Origin of the sequence: Bradyrhizobium sp. (assembly GCF_016219575.1) — a bacterium.
GTDB lineage: Bacteria > Pseudomonadota > Alphaproteobacteria > Rhizobiales > Xanthobacteraceae > Bradyrhizobium.
Genome location: NZ_JACRMG010000009.1, coordinates 144,242 through 159,547 on the forward strand (window position 1 = coordinate 144,242; position 15,306 = coordinate 159,547).

The following is a 15,306-nucleotide window of genomic DNA, read 5'->3' on the forward strand; positions in this document are numbered from 1 at the left end:
TTCCCGGCGAGCGAAATACCAATGCCGCATGAAGTCCGTCATTCATTTCGTGGAATTTGAGAACCAGGTAATTGCGGCGACTTATCGTAATCTGATGTTCGGAGCCACGGTCGTGCTGGTCGACGATGCCAGCGGAGATCAGCTTTCCGAACCCGTCATCAGGATCGCGTCGCGCTTACCTGCCGGTTCGATCCGGATCAGGCTTCCGGCCTCATTCAAGGCGGGAACCTATTTCCTGCGCGCGCTCAACGGCCATGGCAGGCATGTCGCGCAAAGCGCGCGGTTCGACATTGCCGGAGGGGCCGATTTGCCTGCTTTCCCGGGCTTTCCGGCCGGTAAAGTATGAGAAATGTCAATTGTCCGGGCGCTGGCCGATAGTATAAAGCGGCGCATCGGTGCTTCCTGGAAGGCGCCGCTCACCGGAACCCGTTTCGATGAATCCATGGTTTGTGTTCGCGCTGATGACGGTCGCGGCGGTGTTCGCCGTGCTCTGGCCGCTCGGCCGGCGTTACCAGTCGCTTGCGGGTGGCACGGAGGCATCGGTCTACCGCGACCAGCTCGCGGAGATCGATCGCGACCTTGCGGGCGGATTGATCGGTGCGGCGGAGGCGGAGCAGGCGCGCATCGAGATCAGCCGCCGTCTGCTGGCCGCGACCGGCGCGGAAACCGGGCCCGTTGCACAACCCACTACACGGCTGCGTCGCGTCATCGCCATCGTCGCGCTGGTTGGACTTCCGCTCGCGGGCCTGGCGATCTACCTGCCGCTGGGCTCGCCGCAGCTCGGCGATTTTCCGCTTGCCGCGCGTTCGCAGGCGCCCGACGGCAAGGAGCCGCTGGTCAATCTGGTGGCGCAGGTGGAAGCGCATCTGGAGAAGAATCCAACCGACGGCCGCGGCTGGACCGTGCTGGCGCCGGTGCTGGCGCGGCTCGGCCGCTCTGACGATGCGGTGCGCGCCTGGCGCAATGCCATCGCCTATGGCGGCGACAGTTCCGAGCGCCGCGCCGATCTCGGCGAGGCGCTGATAGCGGCGGCCGGCGGCGTGGTCACCGGCGAAGCGAAAGGCGAATTCGAGCGCGCGCTGGCGCTGAATGCCGATGAAGTGAAGGCGAGCTATTTCCTTGGCCTCGCCGCCGAACAGGACGGCCGCACCGGCGATGCCGCCTCGATCTGGAAAGCGATGCTGGCCAAGGCGCCGCCGGATGCGCCGTGGCGGGGCCTGGTGCAGGCGGCACTCTCGCGGGTCGGCGTCGTGGCGCCGGCGCTGTCCGACGACACGATGGCCGCGGCCAGGGAGATGACCGAAACCGATCGCAATGCCATGGTCCGCGGCATGGTCGACCGGCTGGCGGCGCGGCTGAAGCAGAACGGCGACGACGTCGAGGGCTGGCTGCGCCTGGTGCGCGCCTATCTGGTGATGGGCGAGCGCGAGAAGGCGGTGACCGCGCGCGCCGATGCGCGTCAGGCGGTCGCTAATGATGCGGATCGCTTGCGGCAACTCAACGAAGGCCTCAAGAATCTGGGGCTGGATGGATGATCCGGTACGGCAACGAGGAATCGGCATGACACGCAAGCAACGGCGGTTGACGATGATCGGCGGCGCGCTGGCTGTGCTGGCGGTGGCGGCCGCACTGATTCTGAACGCGATGCGCGATTCCATCGTGTTCTTCTCGACGCCCTCGATGGCGGCAGAGAAGCAGATTCCCGTCGGCAAGCGCTTTCGCCTCGGCGGGCTGGTGCAGCCGGGCTCGCTCAAGAAAGGCGACAATCTCGTGGTCAATTTCAGCATCGCCGACGGCAGCGCCAATCTGCCCGTGAGCTACAAGGGCATCCTGCCCGACCTGTTCCGCGAGGGGCAGGGCGTCGTGGCCGAAGGCGCGCTCGATGCCGCCGGCACCTTCCGTGCCGACACGGTGCTCGCCAAGCACGACGAGACCTACATGCCCAAGGAAGTCGCCGACGCTCTGAAGAAGCAGGGCCACTGGAAGGACGATTACGGCAACAAGCCGGCGCAGGGAGCATCGAAGTGATCGCGGAGGCAGGCCATTACGCGTTGGTGCTGGCGCTGGGTCTGGCGCTGATCCAGTCGGTAGCGCCGATCGTCGGCGCGCGCCGCGGTGACATTGCGTTGATGGAGATGGCGCGCTCGACCGCGCTGGCGCAGCTTCTCTTCGTCGGGGCGTCCTTTACGCTGCTGACGGCAGCACACGTCACCTCGGATTTCTCCGTCGTCAACGTGTTCGAGAATTCGCATTCGGCAAAGCCGCTGCTCTACAAGATCACCGGCGTGTGGGGTAACCACGAAGGGTCGATGCTGCTGTGGGTGGCGATCCTGGCGCTGTTCGGCGCGCTGGTTGCCGCGTTCGGCACCAATCTGCCGCTGTCGCTGCGCGCGCACGTGCTGGCGGTGCAGGCCTGGGTCGCTGCGGCCTTCTATCTCTTCATCCTGTTCACCTCGAATCCGTTTGCGCGCATCGCGCAGCCGCCGATCGAGGGCCGCGACCTCAATCCGATCCTGCAGGACATTGGCCTCGCCGTACATCCGCCGATGCTCTATCTCGGCTATGTCGGCTTCTCGATCTCGTTCTCCTTCGCGGTCGCAGCCCTGCTCGAGGGGCGGATCGATGCCGCCTGGGCGCGCTGGGTGCGGCCATGGACGCTGGTCGCCTGGATCTTCCTGACGCTCGGCATCGCGATGGGGTCGTACTGGGCCTATTACGAGCTCGGCTGGGGCGGCTGGTGGTTCTGGGATCCGGTCGAGAATGCCTCGCTGATGCCCTGGCTTGCCGGCACGGCGCTGTTGCACTCGGCGCTGGTGATGGAGAAGCGCAACGCGCTGAAGGTCTGGACCATCCTGCTGTCGATCCTGACCTTCTCGCTGTCGCTGCTCGGCACATTCCTGGTGCGCTCGGGCGTGCTGACATCGGTACATTCCTTTGCCACCGACCCCGCGCGCGGCGTGTTCATCCTGCTCATCCTCTGCATCTTCATCGGCGGCAGCCTGTCGCTGTATGCCTTGCGCGCGCCGCAGCTCAAGCAGGGCGGCCTGTTCGCGCCGATCTCGCGCGAGGGCGCGCTGGTCTTGAACAATCTCTTCCTCACCACGGCCTGCGCGACGGTGTTCATCGGCACGCTGTATCCGCTGGCGCTGGAAGTGCTGACCGGTGAGAAGATTTCGGTCGGCGCGCCGTTCTTCAACCTGACCTTCGGCCCGCTGTTCGTGCCGCTGCTGCTCGCCGTTCCCTTCGGGCCGCTGCTCGCCTGGAAGCGCGGCGACCTGCTGGCGGCCGCACAGCGGCTGACGGCGGCGGGCATTGTCGCGCTGATCGCGATCGCCCTGATGTGGGCGTGGCTGCGCGGCGGTCCCGTGCTGGCGCCGCTCGCGATCGGGCTGGCCGTGTTCGTGATCGCAGGCGCGATCAGCGATATTGCCGAGCGCACCGGGTTGTTCCGCATGCCCCTGCCGGTCTCGCTGCGGCGTGCGCGCGGGCTGCCGCGCTCGGCTTGGGGGTCTGCGTTCGCCCATGCCGGATTGGGCGTCGCGCTGATCGGCATCGTCTGCGAGACCACCTGGAACAGCGAATACATCGCCACCATGAAGCCCGGCCAGGTTGCCAGGATTGCAGGCTACGAGCTCAAGCTCGAGGGCCTGACGCAACGGCAGGGTCCGAACTACCGCGAGACGCTGGCGCAGTTTTCGGTCGGTCTCGATGGCGAGAAGCTTCCGGCGATGACGCCGTCCAAGCGATCGTTCACCACGCGTGGCATGTCCACGACGGAGGCGGCCTTGCTCACGCGCGGCGCGAGCCAGCTCTACATCTCGCTCGGCGATGCCTCTGCGGACGGCGGCATCGCAATTCGCGCCTATTACAAGCCGCTCGTGCTGCTGATCTGGTGGGGGCCCGTGCTGATGGCCTTTGGCGGGCTGCTGTCGCTGTCCGACCGCCGGCTCCGCGTCGGAGCGCCGAAACCCGCGCGCGCCGCACGCAGATTGCAGGCGGCTGAATGAAGCGCGCGGCCGTCATCCTCGCATTGGCCTTGACTGTGATGGCCGGCTCGCCCGCCCGCGCCGTGCAGCCCGACGAGATCATGGCCGATCCCGTCAAGGAGGGGCGCGCGCGCGAATTGTCGAAAGAGCTGCGCTGCATGGTCTGCCAGAACCAGTCGATCGACGATTCCGACGCGCCGCTGGCGCGCGATCTCCGCTTGCTGGTGCGCGAGCGCATTTCTGCGGGTGATTCCGATTCGCAGGTGATCGATTTCCTGGTCGCGCGCTACGGCGAGTTCGTGCTGCTGAAGCCGCGGTTCAATCCGCACACGGTGTTGCTGTGGCTGCTGCCGCCGCTGGCGCTGATGGGCGGAGGCATTGCGTTGTGGGTCTACAGCAACCGGCGACAACGGACGGGGCAGTCGGGCGAGGATGCCCTGATGAAGTTGACGCCCGAAGAAGAGAAGCGGCTGGAGCGCCTGCTGGCTGCGGAGCCTCCAGGCGAAAAGGCCGACTAGCTATCCGCGCAGCAACATCCGCGCCAACCTACGTAGTGTTACGGAGGTCCGCGGCGGCCCATGCAACATTCATGCATTCTTGACGTTTTGCACGGAAATTGCAGGGCGGCCCCGCCTGTGCTCCGAGCGATCCGATGTTCTCCAACAGCAATCTGACTATCCGCTTCCTCGTTGGCGCGGTCGTGTTCGCGCTGTTGCTGCTGCTGGGTATCGGCGGCGGCACCGGCTTCATCGCAGTGCTCTATCTCAACAACGAGATCACGAGTCTCGCTGCCGAATTCAAGGCGCTCAGCGGTCCGAGCCGCGATCATGCGATGCTGATCTATCAGCAGGCGCAGGCGGCATTCTCCTATTTCCTGATCGCCTGCGCCGCCATTGCGGTGGTTGCCAGCGCGGTGTGCCTGACCGCCTATTTCGCGGTTCGCGATGGCGTGATGCGGCCGCTGGCGGCGATGGTTCACGCCATGAGCGAGGTTGCCGAACAGAAGTTCGAGGTTCCGATTCCCGGCCTCGGCCGCAGCAACGAGATCGGCCTTTTGGCCGGCGCGCTCGAGGTCTTCAAGAAGAACGGCATCGAGCGCCGCCGCCTGACGGAGCAGGAATTGCACGATGCGCAGCGTCAGCGCGAGCGCACCCGCCGGCTCGACGAGCGGATCCAGCAATTCAACGAGATGGTCGCCGGCGTCGTCGATAGCGTCGCCGCCTCCGCGGTCCGCCTGCAAAGCAACGCGGAGACGCTGTCGCACGCCGCCAACGACACCAGCGACAAGGCGAGCGCAGTCGCCAGTGCCGCCAGCCAGGCCAGCAACAGCGTGCAGACGGTGGCGGCTTCGTCAGGGGACATGACGACGTCGATCGGCGCCATCAGCCGCCGCGTCACGGATGCGACACAGCGCGCCGAAGGCGCCGCCGCACAGGCTCGCAAGAGCTGCGATACGATTCACGCGCTTTCCGAAGCCGCGGAGCGGATTGGCACCGTCGTGCAGCTGATCCAGGCGGTCGCCGCCCAGACCAATCTGCTGGCGCTCAACGCCACCATCGAGGCTGCGCGGGCAGGTGAGGCGGGCAGGGGCTTTGCGGTGGTCGCCTCCGAGGTCAAGAACCTCGCCGGCCAGACCAGCAAGGCAACCGAGGAAATCTCGACCCAGGTCGCCAGCATCCAGGCCATCACGTCGGAGACCCGCGGGGCCATCGACGGCATTTCGAACACGATCGCGGACATCAATGCGATCATGTCGGGAATCGACGTCGACACGGCGCAACAGCGCAACGCCACGCAGGACATCTCCAACAGCGTCCAGGTTGCCGCCAAGGGCACCCGCGACGTCAGCGACAACATCGTGCAGATCACGACCACCTCGGCGGAAACCGGCCGGATGGCGAATGACGCGCGTGATTCCGCGGTCGATCTGTCGCGCCAGGCCGAAATCCTCAAGAACGAGGTGGGCGGCTTCATCGCGAGCGTCCGGGCCATCTGAGCCCCGGCGGGCGAACCGCCCTTGCGGCCATCCGGGCAAGGTCAGGATCGGCCAATAAGCCATTGGAATGGCTGCGCTAAACTGCCGCAGGTCGACCTGTCTCCATTACAAAAATTTAACTCCCCCGCCAGCGCGCCGTAAGGCGGGAATGGCCATGTTCGGCTCTGTCAGGTGCACGCCCCCCGCACCGTCGAATTTCTCTTCAGCTGGAGACTTACCAGGATGACTGAACGCCCCGTCGATCTCTCGAATTTCCCGTCCTACCAGGCACCGAAGCGCAAGGTGTTTTCGCTGCGCAAATTCGCGCTGATGGCCTCCGTCGTCGCCGGTCTCGGCGCCGCCGTCTATGGTTTCGGCCCCTCGCATGGCCCGGTCGATGTGTTCACCAGCTCGGCCCACGCGCAGGTCAACACTGAAGTGCGCAAGGTCGCACAGCCCGTCGGCTTTGCCGACATCGTCGAGCGCGTGAAGCCGTCGGTCATTTCGGTGAAGGTCGCGATGGGCGACAAGACCGCAAAGGACGACAGCAGCGCCGACAAGGACGATTCGCCGTTCCAGCCGGGCTCGCCGATGGAGCGCTTCTTCCGCCGCTTCGGCGGTCCCGATGGCCTGCCCCCGGGCCTGAAGGGCGGTCCGCGCGGCGGCGGCCGTGGCCCGGTGACCGGCCAGGGCTCGGGCTTCTTCATCTCCCCTGACGGCTATGCCGTGACCAACAACCACGTGGTCGATGGCGCCGACAAGGTCGAGGTCACGACCGACGACGGCAAGACCTACACCGCCAAGGTGATCGGCACCGATCCGCGCACCGACCTGGCGCTGATCAAGGCCTCCGGCCGCACCGATTTTCCGTTCGCCAAGCTTTCCGACAGCAAGCCGCGGATCGGCGACTGGGTGCTCGCGGTCGGCAATCCCTTCGGCCTTGGCGGCACCGTGACCGCCGGCATCGTCTCGGCCAGCGGCCGCGACATCGGCAGCGGTCCGTATGACGACTTCATCCAGATCGACGCGCCCGTGAACAAGGGCAACTCAGGCGGCCCGGCGTTCGACGTCTCCGGTGAGGTGATGGGCGTCAACACCGCCATCTACTCGCCGTCCGGCGGCAGCGTCGGCATCGCGTTCTCGATTCCCGCCTCCACCGTGAAGAGCGTGATCGCCCAGCTCAAGGACAAGGGCACCGTCAGCCGCGGCTGGATCGGCGTCCAGATCCAGCCCGTTACCGCCGACATCGCCGACAGCCTCGGCATGAAGAAGGCGGAAGGCGCGCTGGTTGCCGAACCGCAGGCCAACGGCCCCGCGGCCAAGGCCGGCATCGAGTCCGGCGACGTGATCACCGCCGTCAACGGCGAGCCGGTCAAGGACGCCAAGGAACTCGCCCGCACCATCGGCGGGCTCGCGCCCGGCAATGCCGTGAAGCTCAACGTGCTGCACAAAGGCCAGGACAAGGTCATCAACCTGACGCTCGGCCAGTTGCCGAACACGGTTGAGGCCAAGGCCGACCTCGACAAGGACAAGGGCAAGTCCAGCCGCGGCACCGACGTGCCGAAGCTCGGCATGACGGTGGCGCCCGCCAACAGCGTTGCCGGCGCCGGCAAGGAAGGCGTCGTGGTGACCGAAGTCGACCCGAAGAGTGCTGCGGCCGAACGCGGCTTCAAGGAAGGCGACGTGATCCTCGAAGTCGGCGGCAAGACCGTTGCCAGCGCCGACGACGTCCGCGATGCCATCTCGGCCGCGCGCAGCGACAACAAGAACAGCGTGCTGATGCGCGTGAAGAGCGGCGGTTCGTCGCGCTTCGTGGCAGTGCCGCTGGCCAAGGGTTAAGTAACAGGAGAACCAGATGGAGAGTGTCGCCGGCATTAGTCGCCCCCGCCGCGGCGCTTTCCGGGGAGCGGGTGAAAAGCTCGCTCCCTCTGGCTGCCTTCCGGTGGAATACGCCCCCCTCCGTCGGAAGGGCCTGAGGGCGGTGAAGTCCCCCAGCTTCACCGCCCGCTTTTTTTCACATCGTCGAGAGGGCGCTCCCCCGCCTTGCATGAGGAGGTCAGTCACGCCATGGTGACAGAGCTCAATCCGGTGACGTCTGCCGTCAACCCCAGTCCGAATCCCAGCATGCGCCTTCTGATCGTCGAAGACGACCGCGAATCGGCCGACTATCTCGTCAAGGCGTTCCGCGAGGTCGGCCACATCGCCGATCTCGCCACCGACGGCGAGGAAGGTCTCGCACTCGCCGACAGCGGCGATTACGACGTGCTGGTGGTCGACCGCATGCTGCCCAAGCGCGACGGGCTGTCGCTGATCGGCGCACTGCGCGAGAAGGGTAACCGCACGCCGGTGCTGATCCTCTCCGCACTCGGCCAGGTCGACGACCGCATCAAGGGCCTGCGCGCCGGCGGCGACGACTATCTGCCAAAGCCGTATTCTTTCGCCGAGTTGCTGGCGCGCGTTGAGGTGCTGTCGCGCCGCCATGGCGGGCCGGCGGAGGAGACCGTCTACAAGGTCGGCGACCTCGAGCTCGACCGGCTCTCCCACCGCGTGGTCCGCGGCAAGGAAGAGCTGACCCTGCAGCCGCGCGAGTTCCGCCTGCTCGAATACCTGATGAAGCACGCCGGCCAGGTGGTGACGCGCACCATGCTGCTGGAGAACGTCTGGGACTATCACTTCGATCCGCAGACCAACGTGATCGATGTGCACATCTCCCGCCTGCGCTCCAAGATCGACAAGGGATTCGACCGTCCGCTGCTGCACACGATTCGCGGCGCCGGTTACATGATCCGCGACGGCATCCGGTAGGCCGTGACGGCGTTCGGCAAACTGATCCGCACCACGGCGTTTCGCCTGACGCTGGTGTATCTGTTCCTGTTCGCGCTGTTCGCGGCGTCGCTGCTTGCCTTCTTTGCCTGGAATACGCGGCGGCTGATCACCGAGCAGATCACCACCACGGTCAATGCAGAATCCTCCGAGATCAACGAGATCTATCTGCGCCGCGGCTTGCGCGGGCTCGCCTTCACCGTCGGCAACCGCGCGCTGCGGCCGGGCGCCAATCTCTATCTCATCACCGCGCCGAACGGGGTAGCGCTCGGCGGCAATGTCGGCTCGCTCTCGCCGGGCGTGATGGCGACCACCGGCTGGTCGGAAACCTCGTATCGCCGGCTCGACGAAAACGACAATGCCGAGCACCGCGCGCTGGTGAAGGTCACCGAGCTCAGCAACGGCTTCCGTCTGCTGATCGGGCGCGATCTGGAGGAGCGGCGGCGTCTGTTCGGCATCGTCGCCAAGGGCGCGCAATGGTCGCTGCTGGTCATGGTTGTGCTCGGCATCGGCGGCGGCATCTTCGTGTCGCGGCGCGTGCTGCGCCGGATCGACGCCATGACCGGCACCACCCAGCGCATCATGGCCGGAGACCTCTCGGGCCGCCTGCCGGTGGGCCGCAGCGGCGACGAACTGGACCGCCTTGCCGGCAACCTCAACGCCATGCTCGAGCGCATCGAGGCGCTGATGAACGGGCTGAAGGAAGTCTCCGACAACATCGCCCACGACTTGAAGACGCCGCTGACGCGGCTGCGCAACCGCGCCGAGGAGGCGCTGGCGCGCTCCGGCAGCGAAGCCGACTACCGCGCCGCGCTGGAGCGCACCATCGAGGAATCCGACGGGCTGATCCGCACCTTCAATGCGCTGTTGATGATCGCGCGCGCCGAATCCGGCCAGGCCCGCGGCAACATGGACGATTTCGACGCCGCCGACGTCGCCAACGGCATCCACGAGCTGTACGAGCCGCTGGCTGAGGACGACGGCATGACGCTGACGGTCAAGGCTGCGGGTGCGCCGCTGCACGGCAACCGTGAATTGATCAGCCAGGCGCTCGCCAATCTGGTCGAGAACGCCATCAAATACGGCAAGCCGGCCGCCGCCGCCCAGCCGCTCGGCATCAAGGCGGCGCGGGAGATCGTGATCGAGGCCCGGCGCGAAGGCGACCAGGTGCTGCTCAGCGTTACCGACCACGGACCGGGCATTCCCGAGGCCGACCGCAAGCACGCCATCGAGCGCTTCGTGCGGCTGGAGGCGAGCCGCACGCTGCCGGGCTCCGGCCTCGGTTTGAGTCTGGCGAATGCGGTTGCAACCTTGCATGGCGGCGAACTGCGCCTCGGCGATGCGCATCCGGGCCTGGTGGCGACCCTGGTGCTTCCCGCGCGCAGCGGCGAGAGGCTTGCGGCGCAAACACCGGATGTGCCACAGAAGGTGGCATGAACGCCTCCGCGCCGGGAAACGCGGAACGACATCGCCCGTTGGCCGCCCGCTTCGTCGAGGGCCCGCATGTCTCCGCTCCCGAAAACGCCGAACAACGTCTTGGCGACTGGCTCTCCGGGCTCGAGCCCGCGCAGTCGGCTGCGCTCGATGCCCTGCTCGACCACGCCAGCGCGAAGAAAATCCTGCTCGGCATCGGCGAATTCTCGACATACCTGTCCGACCTCGTCCGCGCCGACGCTGCGCGACTGACCCGTATTCTTTCGTGCGACCCGGAGTCGCATCTCAAATCCCTGATCGAGGATACCTCCCGCGCGGTGTGGTCCGCGGCCGGCGAGACCGATGTGACGCATCTGCTCCGGCGCATGAAGGCGGAAGCTGCACTGCTGATCGCCCTGTGCGACATCGGCGGGGTCTGGCCGGTGATGCGGGTTACGGCGGCGCTGACTGATCTCGCAGTCGCCTCGGTGCAGATGGCGCTGCGCTTCCTGCTGCGCCAGGAGGCCGTGCGCGGCCGCATCAAGCCGCCCGATCCGGAGCACCCCGAAGAGGGCTGCGGCCTCATCGTGCTTGCGATGGGCAAGATGGGCGCGGGGGAACTGAACTATTCCAGCGACATCGACCTGATCGTGTTCTTCGACCGCAATGCGACCTCGCTCGATCCCGAGATCGAGCCGCAGCCGTTCTTCGTGCGCCTGACGCAGGCGATGGCGCGGCTGCTGCAGCAGCGCACCGGCGAGGGCTATGTGTTCCGCGTCGACCTCAGGCTGCGGCCGGATCCGGCCTCGACCCAGGTCGCGATCTCGACCGAGGCGGCGCTGCATTATTACGAGCGGGAAGGGCGCACCTGGGAGCGCGCCGCCATGATCAAGGGGCGGCCCTGCGCCGGTGATCTCGCGGCCGGCGAAGCCCTGGTCACCGAGATCGCGCCGTTCGTCTGGCGCAAGCATCTCGATTTTGCGGCGCTTGCCGACGTCCACGACATGAAGCGGCAGATGCAGACCTTTCGCGGCCAGAGCGAGATCGCGGTCGAGGGCCACAACGTCAAGGTCGGCCGCGGCGGCATCCGCGAGATCGAGTTCTTCGCCCAGACCCAGCAGCTGATTGCGGGCGGCCGCCATCCGGAATTACGGGTGCGTCCGACATTGCTGGCGCTGAACGTGCTCGCCGACAACAACTGGATCACCTTTGAAGCCCGCGATCAGCTCACTGCGGCTTACGGGTTCCTGCGCCGGGTCGAGCACCGCCTGCAGATGATCGCGGACGAGCAGACCCATTCGCTGCCCGAAGAACCCGAGGCGGTCGAGCGCTTTGCAAACTTCTTCGGCTATGAGAGCCGCGCCGCCTTTGCCAAAGATCTCGTTGGACATCTCGACATCGTGCAGGGGCATTACAGTCGGCTGTTCGAAGGCGACCCGGCCGGCAGCGAGAAGCTGCCGGATATGAACTACGCCGCCGGCCCCGACGACCAGCGCCTGCTCGATCATTTGCTGGCGCTCGGCTTCAAGAAGCCGGCAATGGTGGCGACCACCGTGCAGCAATGGCTGACCGGCGATTACCGCGCGCTCCGCAATGAGGCGACGCGCAACGCCTTCGTCGAGTTCGTGCCCGGCCTGATCGACGGCCTTGCCCATGCCGAGGAGCCCGACAACGCCGTCGCCGCGTTCGACAGTTTTCTGCAGGCATTGCAGCGCGGCGGGCGGCTGATCTCGCTGCTCAGCCAGAACCCGGACCTGGTCGCGCTGGTCGCGCTGATCTTGGGCGCAGCGCCGCGGCTTGGCGACATGCTGGCGCGGCAGCCGCAGATCATGGACGGCCTGATCGATCCGCGCTTCTTCGGCGCGATGCCGGACCAGAAGGAATTGTCGGGGCGGCTCGCGGCGACGCTGAAGGACGCCGATTCCTACGAGGACTTTCTCGATCGCCTGCGGCTGTTCGGGCAGGAGAGCCTGTTCCTGATCGGCACCCGCATCCTGTCCGGCACCGTGTCCGCCCAGCAGGCCGGCACCGCCTTTGCCGACGTTGCCGAGGGCATCGTCCATACCGTGCATGGCCTCGTCACCGACCAGTTCGCCGGCCAGTACGGCAATATCAGGGATCAGGAGACCGCGATCGTCGCCATGGGCCGGCTCGGCAGCCGCGAGATGACCGCGTCTTCCGATCTCGATCTGATCCTGCTCTACGACTACGACCACGAGCAGCCGGATTCGGACGGCCAGCGTTCGCTGCACGGCGCGCAGTATTTCGCGCGCTTCACCCAGCGGCTGATCAGCGCCTTCACCACCCGCACCAATTACGGCGTGCTGTATGACATCGACATGCGGCTGCGCCCGTCGGGCCGCGCCGGTCCGCTGGCGTCCCGGCTCGATTCCTTTGCCGACTACCAGGAGCGCGAGGCCTGGACCTGGGAGCACATGGCGCTGACGCGGGCGCGGGTGATCTCGAGTTCTCCTGCATTCCGCCGCAAGATCGAGGACGTCATCCGCGCCGTGCTGACCCGGCCGCGCGATCAGGCGGCAACAGCCGCCGACGTCGCCGACATGCGCCGCGCCATTGCGCAGGAGAAGGGCGAGGACGACGTCTGGGATCTCAAATATGCGGCCGGCGGCACCGTCGATATCGACTTCATCGCGCAGTACCTGCAGCTGGTCCACGCCGCCGACAAGCCGGACATCCTCAACGTCGCCACGCTAGCCGTGCTCGACAATGCCGCCCGGCTCGGCGTGCTCGCGCAGTCCGATGCCGAGGTGCTGCGCGCCGCGGGGCGCCTCTATCACGACCTGACGCAGATCATCCGGCTCTGCGTCAGCAGCAAGTTCAACCCGGCCACATCAGGCGAAGACCTGTTGCGGGTGATGGCGCGGGCTGGGGACACGCCCGACTTCTCGACCCTGGAGGCCCGCCTGCGCGAGACGCAGGCCGAGGTGCGGCGGGTGTTTCAGGCGGTGGTTGGTTAGCCTCGAACGGCCGATTTGAAGGCGTAATCGGTCAATTGCGGAACGGAATGAGCGCCGCCGCCGGCCGAGCGGCAAACGGTTTGGGCTTATTTGCCGGTTCTCAATCGTGGTATTCGTGAAGGGATTGAAACGGGGCTTTTCTCTTGATCGACAAGCTTGAACTTCTGCTCGCGCTCGCCAAGGAGCGTCATTTCGGCCGCGCCGCGGAGGCCTGCGGCGTGACACAGCCGACGATGTCCACCAGCCTCAAGCAGCTCGAGGAAATCCTCGGCGTGATGCTGGTGCAGCGCGGCTCGCGCTTCCAGGGCTTTACGCCCGAGGGCGAGCGCACGCTCGACTGGGCGCGCCGCATCGTCGGCGACACCCGCGCCATGCGCGAGGAGATCAGGAGCCTCAAGCGAAAACTCTCCGGCGAGCTCAAGATCGCGGCAATCCCGACCGTGCTCGGCATGGTGGCGCAGCTGACGACGCCGTTCCGCGCGCGCCATCCCGACGTGCGTTTTCGCATCCAGTCCTGCACGTCGTCGGACGTGCTGGGCCTGCTGGAAAATCTCGAGGTCGATGCGGGCCTGAGCTATATCGAGAACGAGCCGCTCGGCAACGTGCGCACCATTCCGCTCTACAACGAGAGCTACCGCCTCCTGACCGCGCGCGACGCCATGTTCGGCGATCGCGAGCAGGTGACATGGAAGGAGGTAGGGCAGGTGGCGCTCTGCCTCCTGACCCCCGACATGCAGAACCGCCGCATCATCGATCGCGCGTTGGCTTCGGTGGGCGCGGAAGCGAAGCCGACGCTGACGTCGAACTCGCTGCTGGTGCTGTATACCCATGTCAAGACCGGGCGCTGGGCGAGCGTGATGCCGGCAAAGCTCGCGGAAACGCTCGGCCTGTCGGACACCGTGCGCTCCATTCCGATCGTCGACCCCGATGTCACCTACTCGATCGGCCTCGTCATCCCGCAGCGCGACCCCATGACGCCGCTGCTGGCCGCTCTGGTGCAGGTTGCGCGCGAGGTGGCGCCCACGCTGCAGTAGGTTTCCTCGGACCATCCTGGCTTGTATCGAGGCATCCGTTCGAGCCGTTATGGTATACCTGTAAATTTGGGGGCGGGATGAGACGGCGGCAGTTTCTCGGTTTTGCTGGCGGCGCGGCGGCCTGGCAGTTGGTCGCCGGCACTCTGCCGGCACGCGCCCAGAATCCGAACCGCATCTATCGCCTCGGGCATGTCGGGAATTCGCCGCTCGGCGAAACGTTGACCCGTGACATAACCCTGCCGGAGCTTGCGAAGCTCGGCTTCGTCGAAGGCCGCAACCTCGTCTTCGATGCCCGGGTCAGCGAGCCCAGCGCGACACCGGGCATCGTGCGCGAGTTGCTGGCAACCCGACCGGACGCCATCGTCGCCATCGGCCCTGCGCCGCTGAAGGCGGCCGGCGCGGCCACGCGCGCGGTGCCGATCGTCGTCTTCGGCGCCGACCCGGTCGAGCTCGGTCTCGCCGCGAGTTACGCGCGTCCGGGCGGCAACGTCACGGGAGTTGTGATCCTGGCCAGTGAACTCGAGGGAAAGCGGCTATCGGTCCTGCATGACGTGGTGCCCGACCGGCGGCGGGTGGCGGCGCTCCTGCTTTCGACGGGGAATCCCGGGAGCGAACCTGCACTGCGCAAGGCTGCTGCAGGTCTCGGTATTGAGCTGCTTGCCTTCACCGTCGCGACGCCGGCCGACTACCCGGCCGCTTTCGCCGCGATGCGTGGGCAAGGCGCGCAGGCCCTGGTCATCGGCGCGGCTCCGGAATTTCAACGGGATGGCAAATTGCTGGCAGGCCTCGCACTCGAAGCCCGCCTGCCGACGGTGTGCGAATGGGCGGATATGGCGCGCACCGGGTGTCTGATCGGATACGGTCCCAGCCGCGCTGCGCTGCGCAAGCGCATGGCCGACCAGATTGCGCAGATCTTCCGCGGTGCCGTGCCCGGGGACATCCCGATCGAGCGGCCGACCGTGTTCGAATTCTCCCTGAATCTGAAAATAGCCAAGTCCCTCGACCTCAACGTCCCCGTCGCCATGCTGACCAGCGCCGACGAGGTGATCGAATGATGTGCGACGAACGAAGCGCGTAGGATGGGTAGAGCGTAGCGA

Annotated in this window: 12 protein-coding genes; all 12 read left to right on the plus strand. The window is 66.5% G+C overall.

Going from position 1 to position 15,306, the window contains the following annotated elements; translation table 11 throughout:
- The first annotated feature begins 28 nt into the window (after positions 1-28).
- The 12 genes from HZB49_RS05730 (at position 29) to HZB49_RS05785 (ending at position 15,264) form a co-directional block, all read left to right on the plus strand.
- Positions 29-346, plus strand: coding sequence for a hypothetical protein (locus HZB49_RS05730; RefSeq protein ID WP_291609541.1), 318 nt, complete (start codon positions 29-31; stop codon positions 344-346).
- 88 nt (positions 347-434) lie between these two features.
- The gene (gene ccmI, locus HZB49_RS05735) at positions 435-1,535 is read left to right on the plus strand and encodes a c-type cytochrome biogenesis protein CcmI (RefSeq protein WP_291609542.1); all 1,101 of its coding nucleotides are present in this window, start codon (positions 435-437) and stop codon (positions 1,533-1,535) included.
- 25 nt (positions 1,536-1,560) lie between these two features.
- Entirely contained in the window at positions 1,561-2,028 is a 468-nt protein-coding gene (gene ccmE / locus HZB49_RS05740) for a cytochrome c maturation protein CcmE (protein WP_291609543.1), read from the plus strand.
- The gene (locus HZB49_RS05745; protein ID WP_291609544.1) at positions 2,025-4,007 is read left to right on the plus strand and encodes a heme lyase CcmF/NrfE family subunit; all 1,983 of its coding nucleotides are present in this window, start codon (positions 2,025-2,027) and stop codon (positions 4,005-4,007) included. The genes ccmE and HZB49_RS05745 overlap by 4 nt, the downstream gene beginning before the upstream one ends.
- On the plus strand, positions 4,004-4,504 hold the full coding sequence (locus HZB49_RS05750) for a cytochrome c-type biogenesis protein (RefSeq protein WP_291609545.1): 501 nt from the start codon (positions 4,004-4,006) through the stop codon (positions 4,502-4,504). The genes HZB49_RS05745 and HZB49_RS05750 overlap by 4 nt, the downstream gene beginning before the upstream one ends.
- Positions 4,505-4,638: 134 nt before the next feature.
- On the plus strand, positions 4,639-5,982 hold the full coding sequence (locus HZB49_RS05755) for a HAMP domain-containing methyl-accepting chemotaxis protein (protein WP_291609546.1): 1,344 nt from the start codon (positions 4,639-4,641) through the stop codon (positions 5,980-5,982).
- Between the two features lie 222 nt (positions 5,983-6,204).
- The gene (locus HZB49_RS05760) at positions 6,205-7,800 is read left to right on the plus strand and encodes a Do family serine endopeptidase (RefSeq protein ID WP_291609547.1); all 1,596 of its coding nucleotides are present in this window, start codon (positions 6,205-6,207) and stop codon (positions 7,798-7,800) included.
- 285 nt (positions 7,801-8,085) lie between these two features.
- Positions 8,086-8,766 carry a response regulator transcription factor gene (locus HZB49_RS05765; RefSeq protein ID WP_291611101.1) on the plus strand — a complete coding sequence of 227 codons (681 nt, stop codon included), beginning with the start codon at positions 8,086-8,088 and terminating at the stop codon, positions 8,764-8,766.
- A 3-nt stretch (positions 8,767-8,769) separates the two neighbouring features.
- Positions 8,770-10,221, plus strand: coding sequence for an ATP-binding protein (locus HZB49_RS05770; protein WP_291609548.1), 1,452 nt, complete (start codon positions 8,770-8,772; stop codon positions 10,219-10,221).
- On the plus strand, positions 10,218-13,175 hold the full coding sequence (locus tag HZB49_RS05775; protein ID WP_291609549.1) for a bifunctional [glutamine synthetase] adenylyltransferase/[glutamine synthetase]-adenylyl-L-tyrosine phosphorylase: 2,958 nt from the start codon (positions 10,218-10,220) through the stop codon (positions 13,173-13,175). The genes HZB49_RS05770 and HZB49_RS05775 overlap by 4 nt, the downstream gene beginning before the upstream one ends.
- A gap of 143 nt (positions 13,176-13,318) precedes the next feature.
- Positions 13,319-14,209 (plus strand): LysR family transcriptional regulator, encoded by an 891-nt coding sequence (locus tag HZB49_RS05780; protein ID WP_291609550.1) that lies wholly within the window; start codon positions 13,319-13,321, stop codon positions 14,207-14,209.
- Positions 14,210-14,286: 77 nt separating this feature from the next.
- Positions 14,287-15,264, plus strand: coding sequence for an ABC transporter substrate-binding protein (locus tag HZB49_RS05785; protein WP_291609551.1), 978 nt, complete (start codon positions 14,287-14,289; stop codon positions 15,262-15,264).
- Positions 15,265-15,306: the final 42 nt, after the last annotated feature.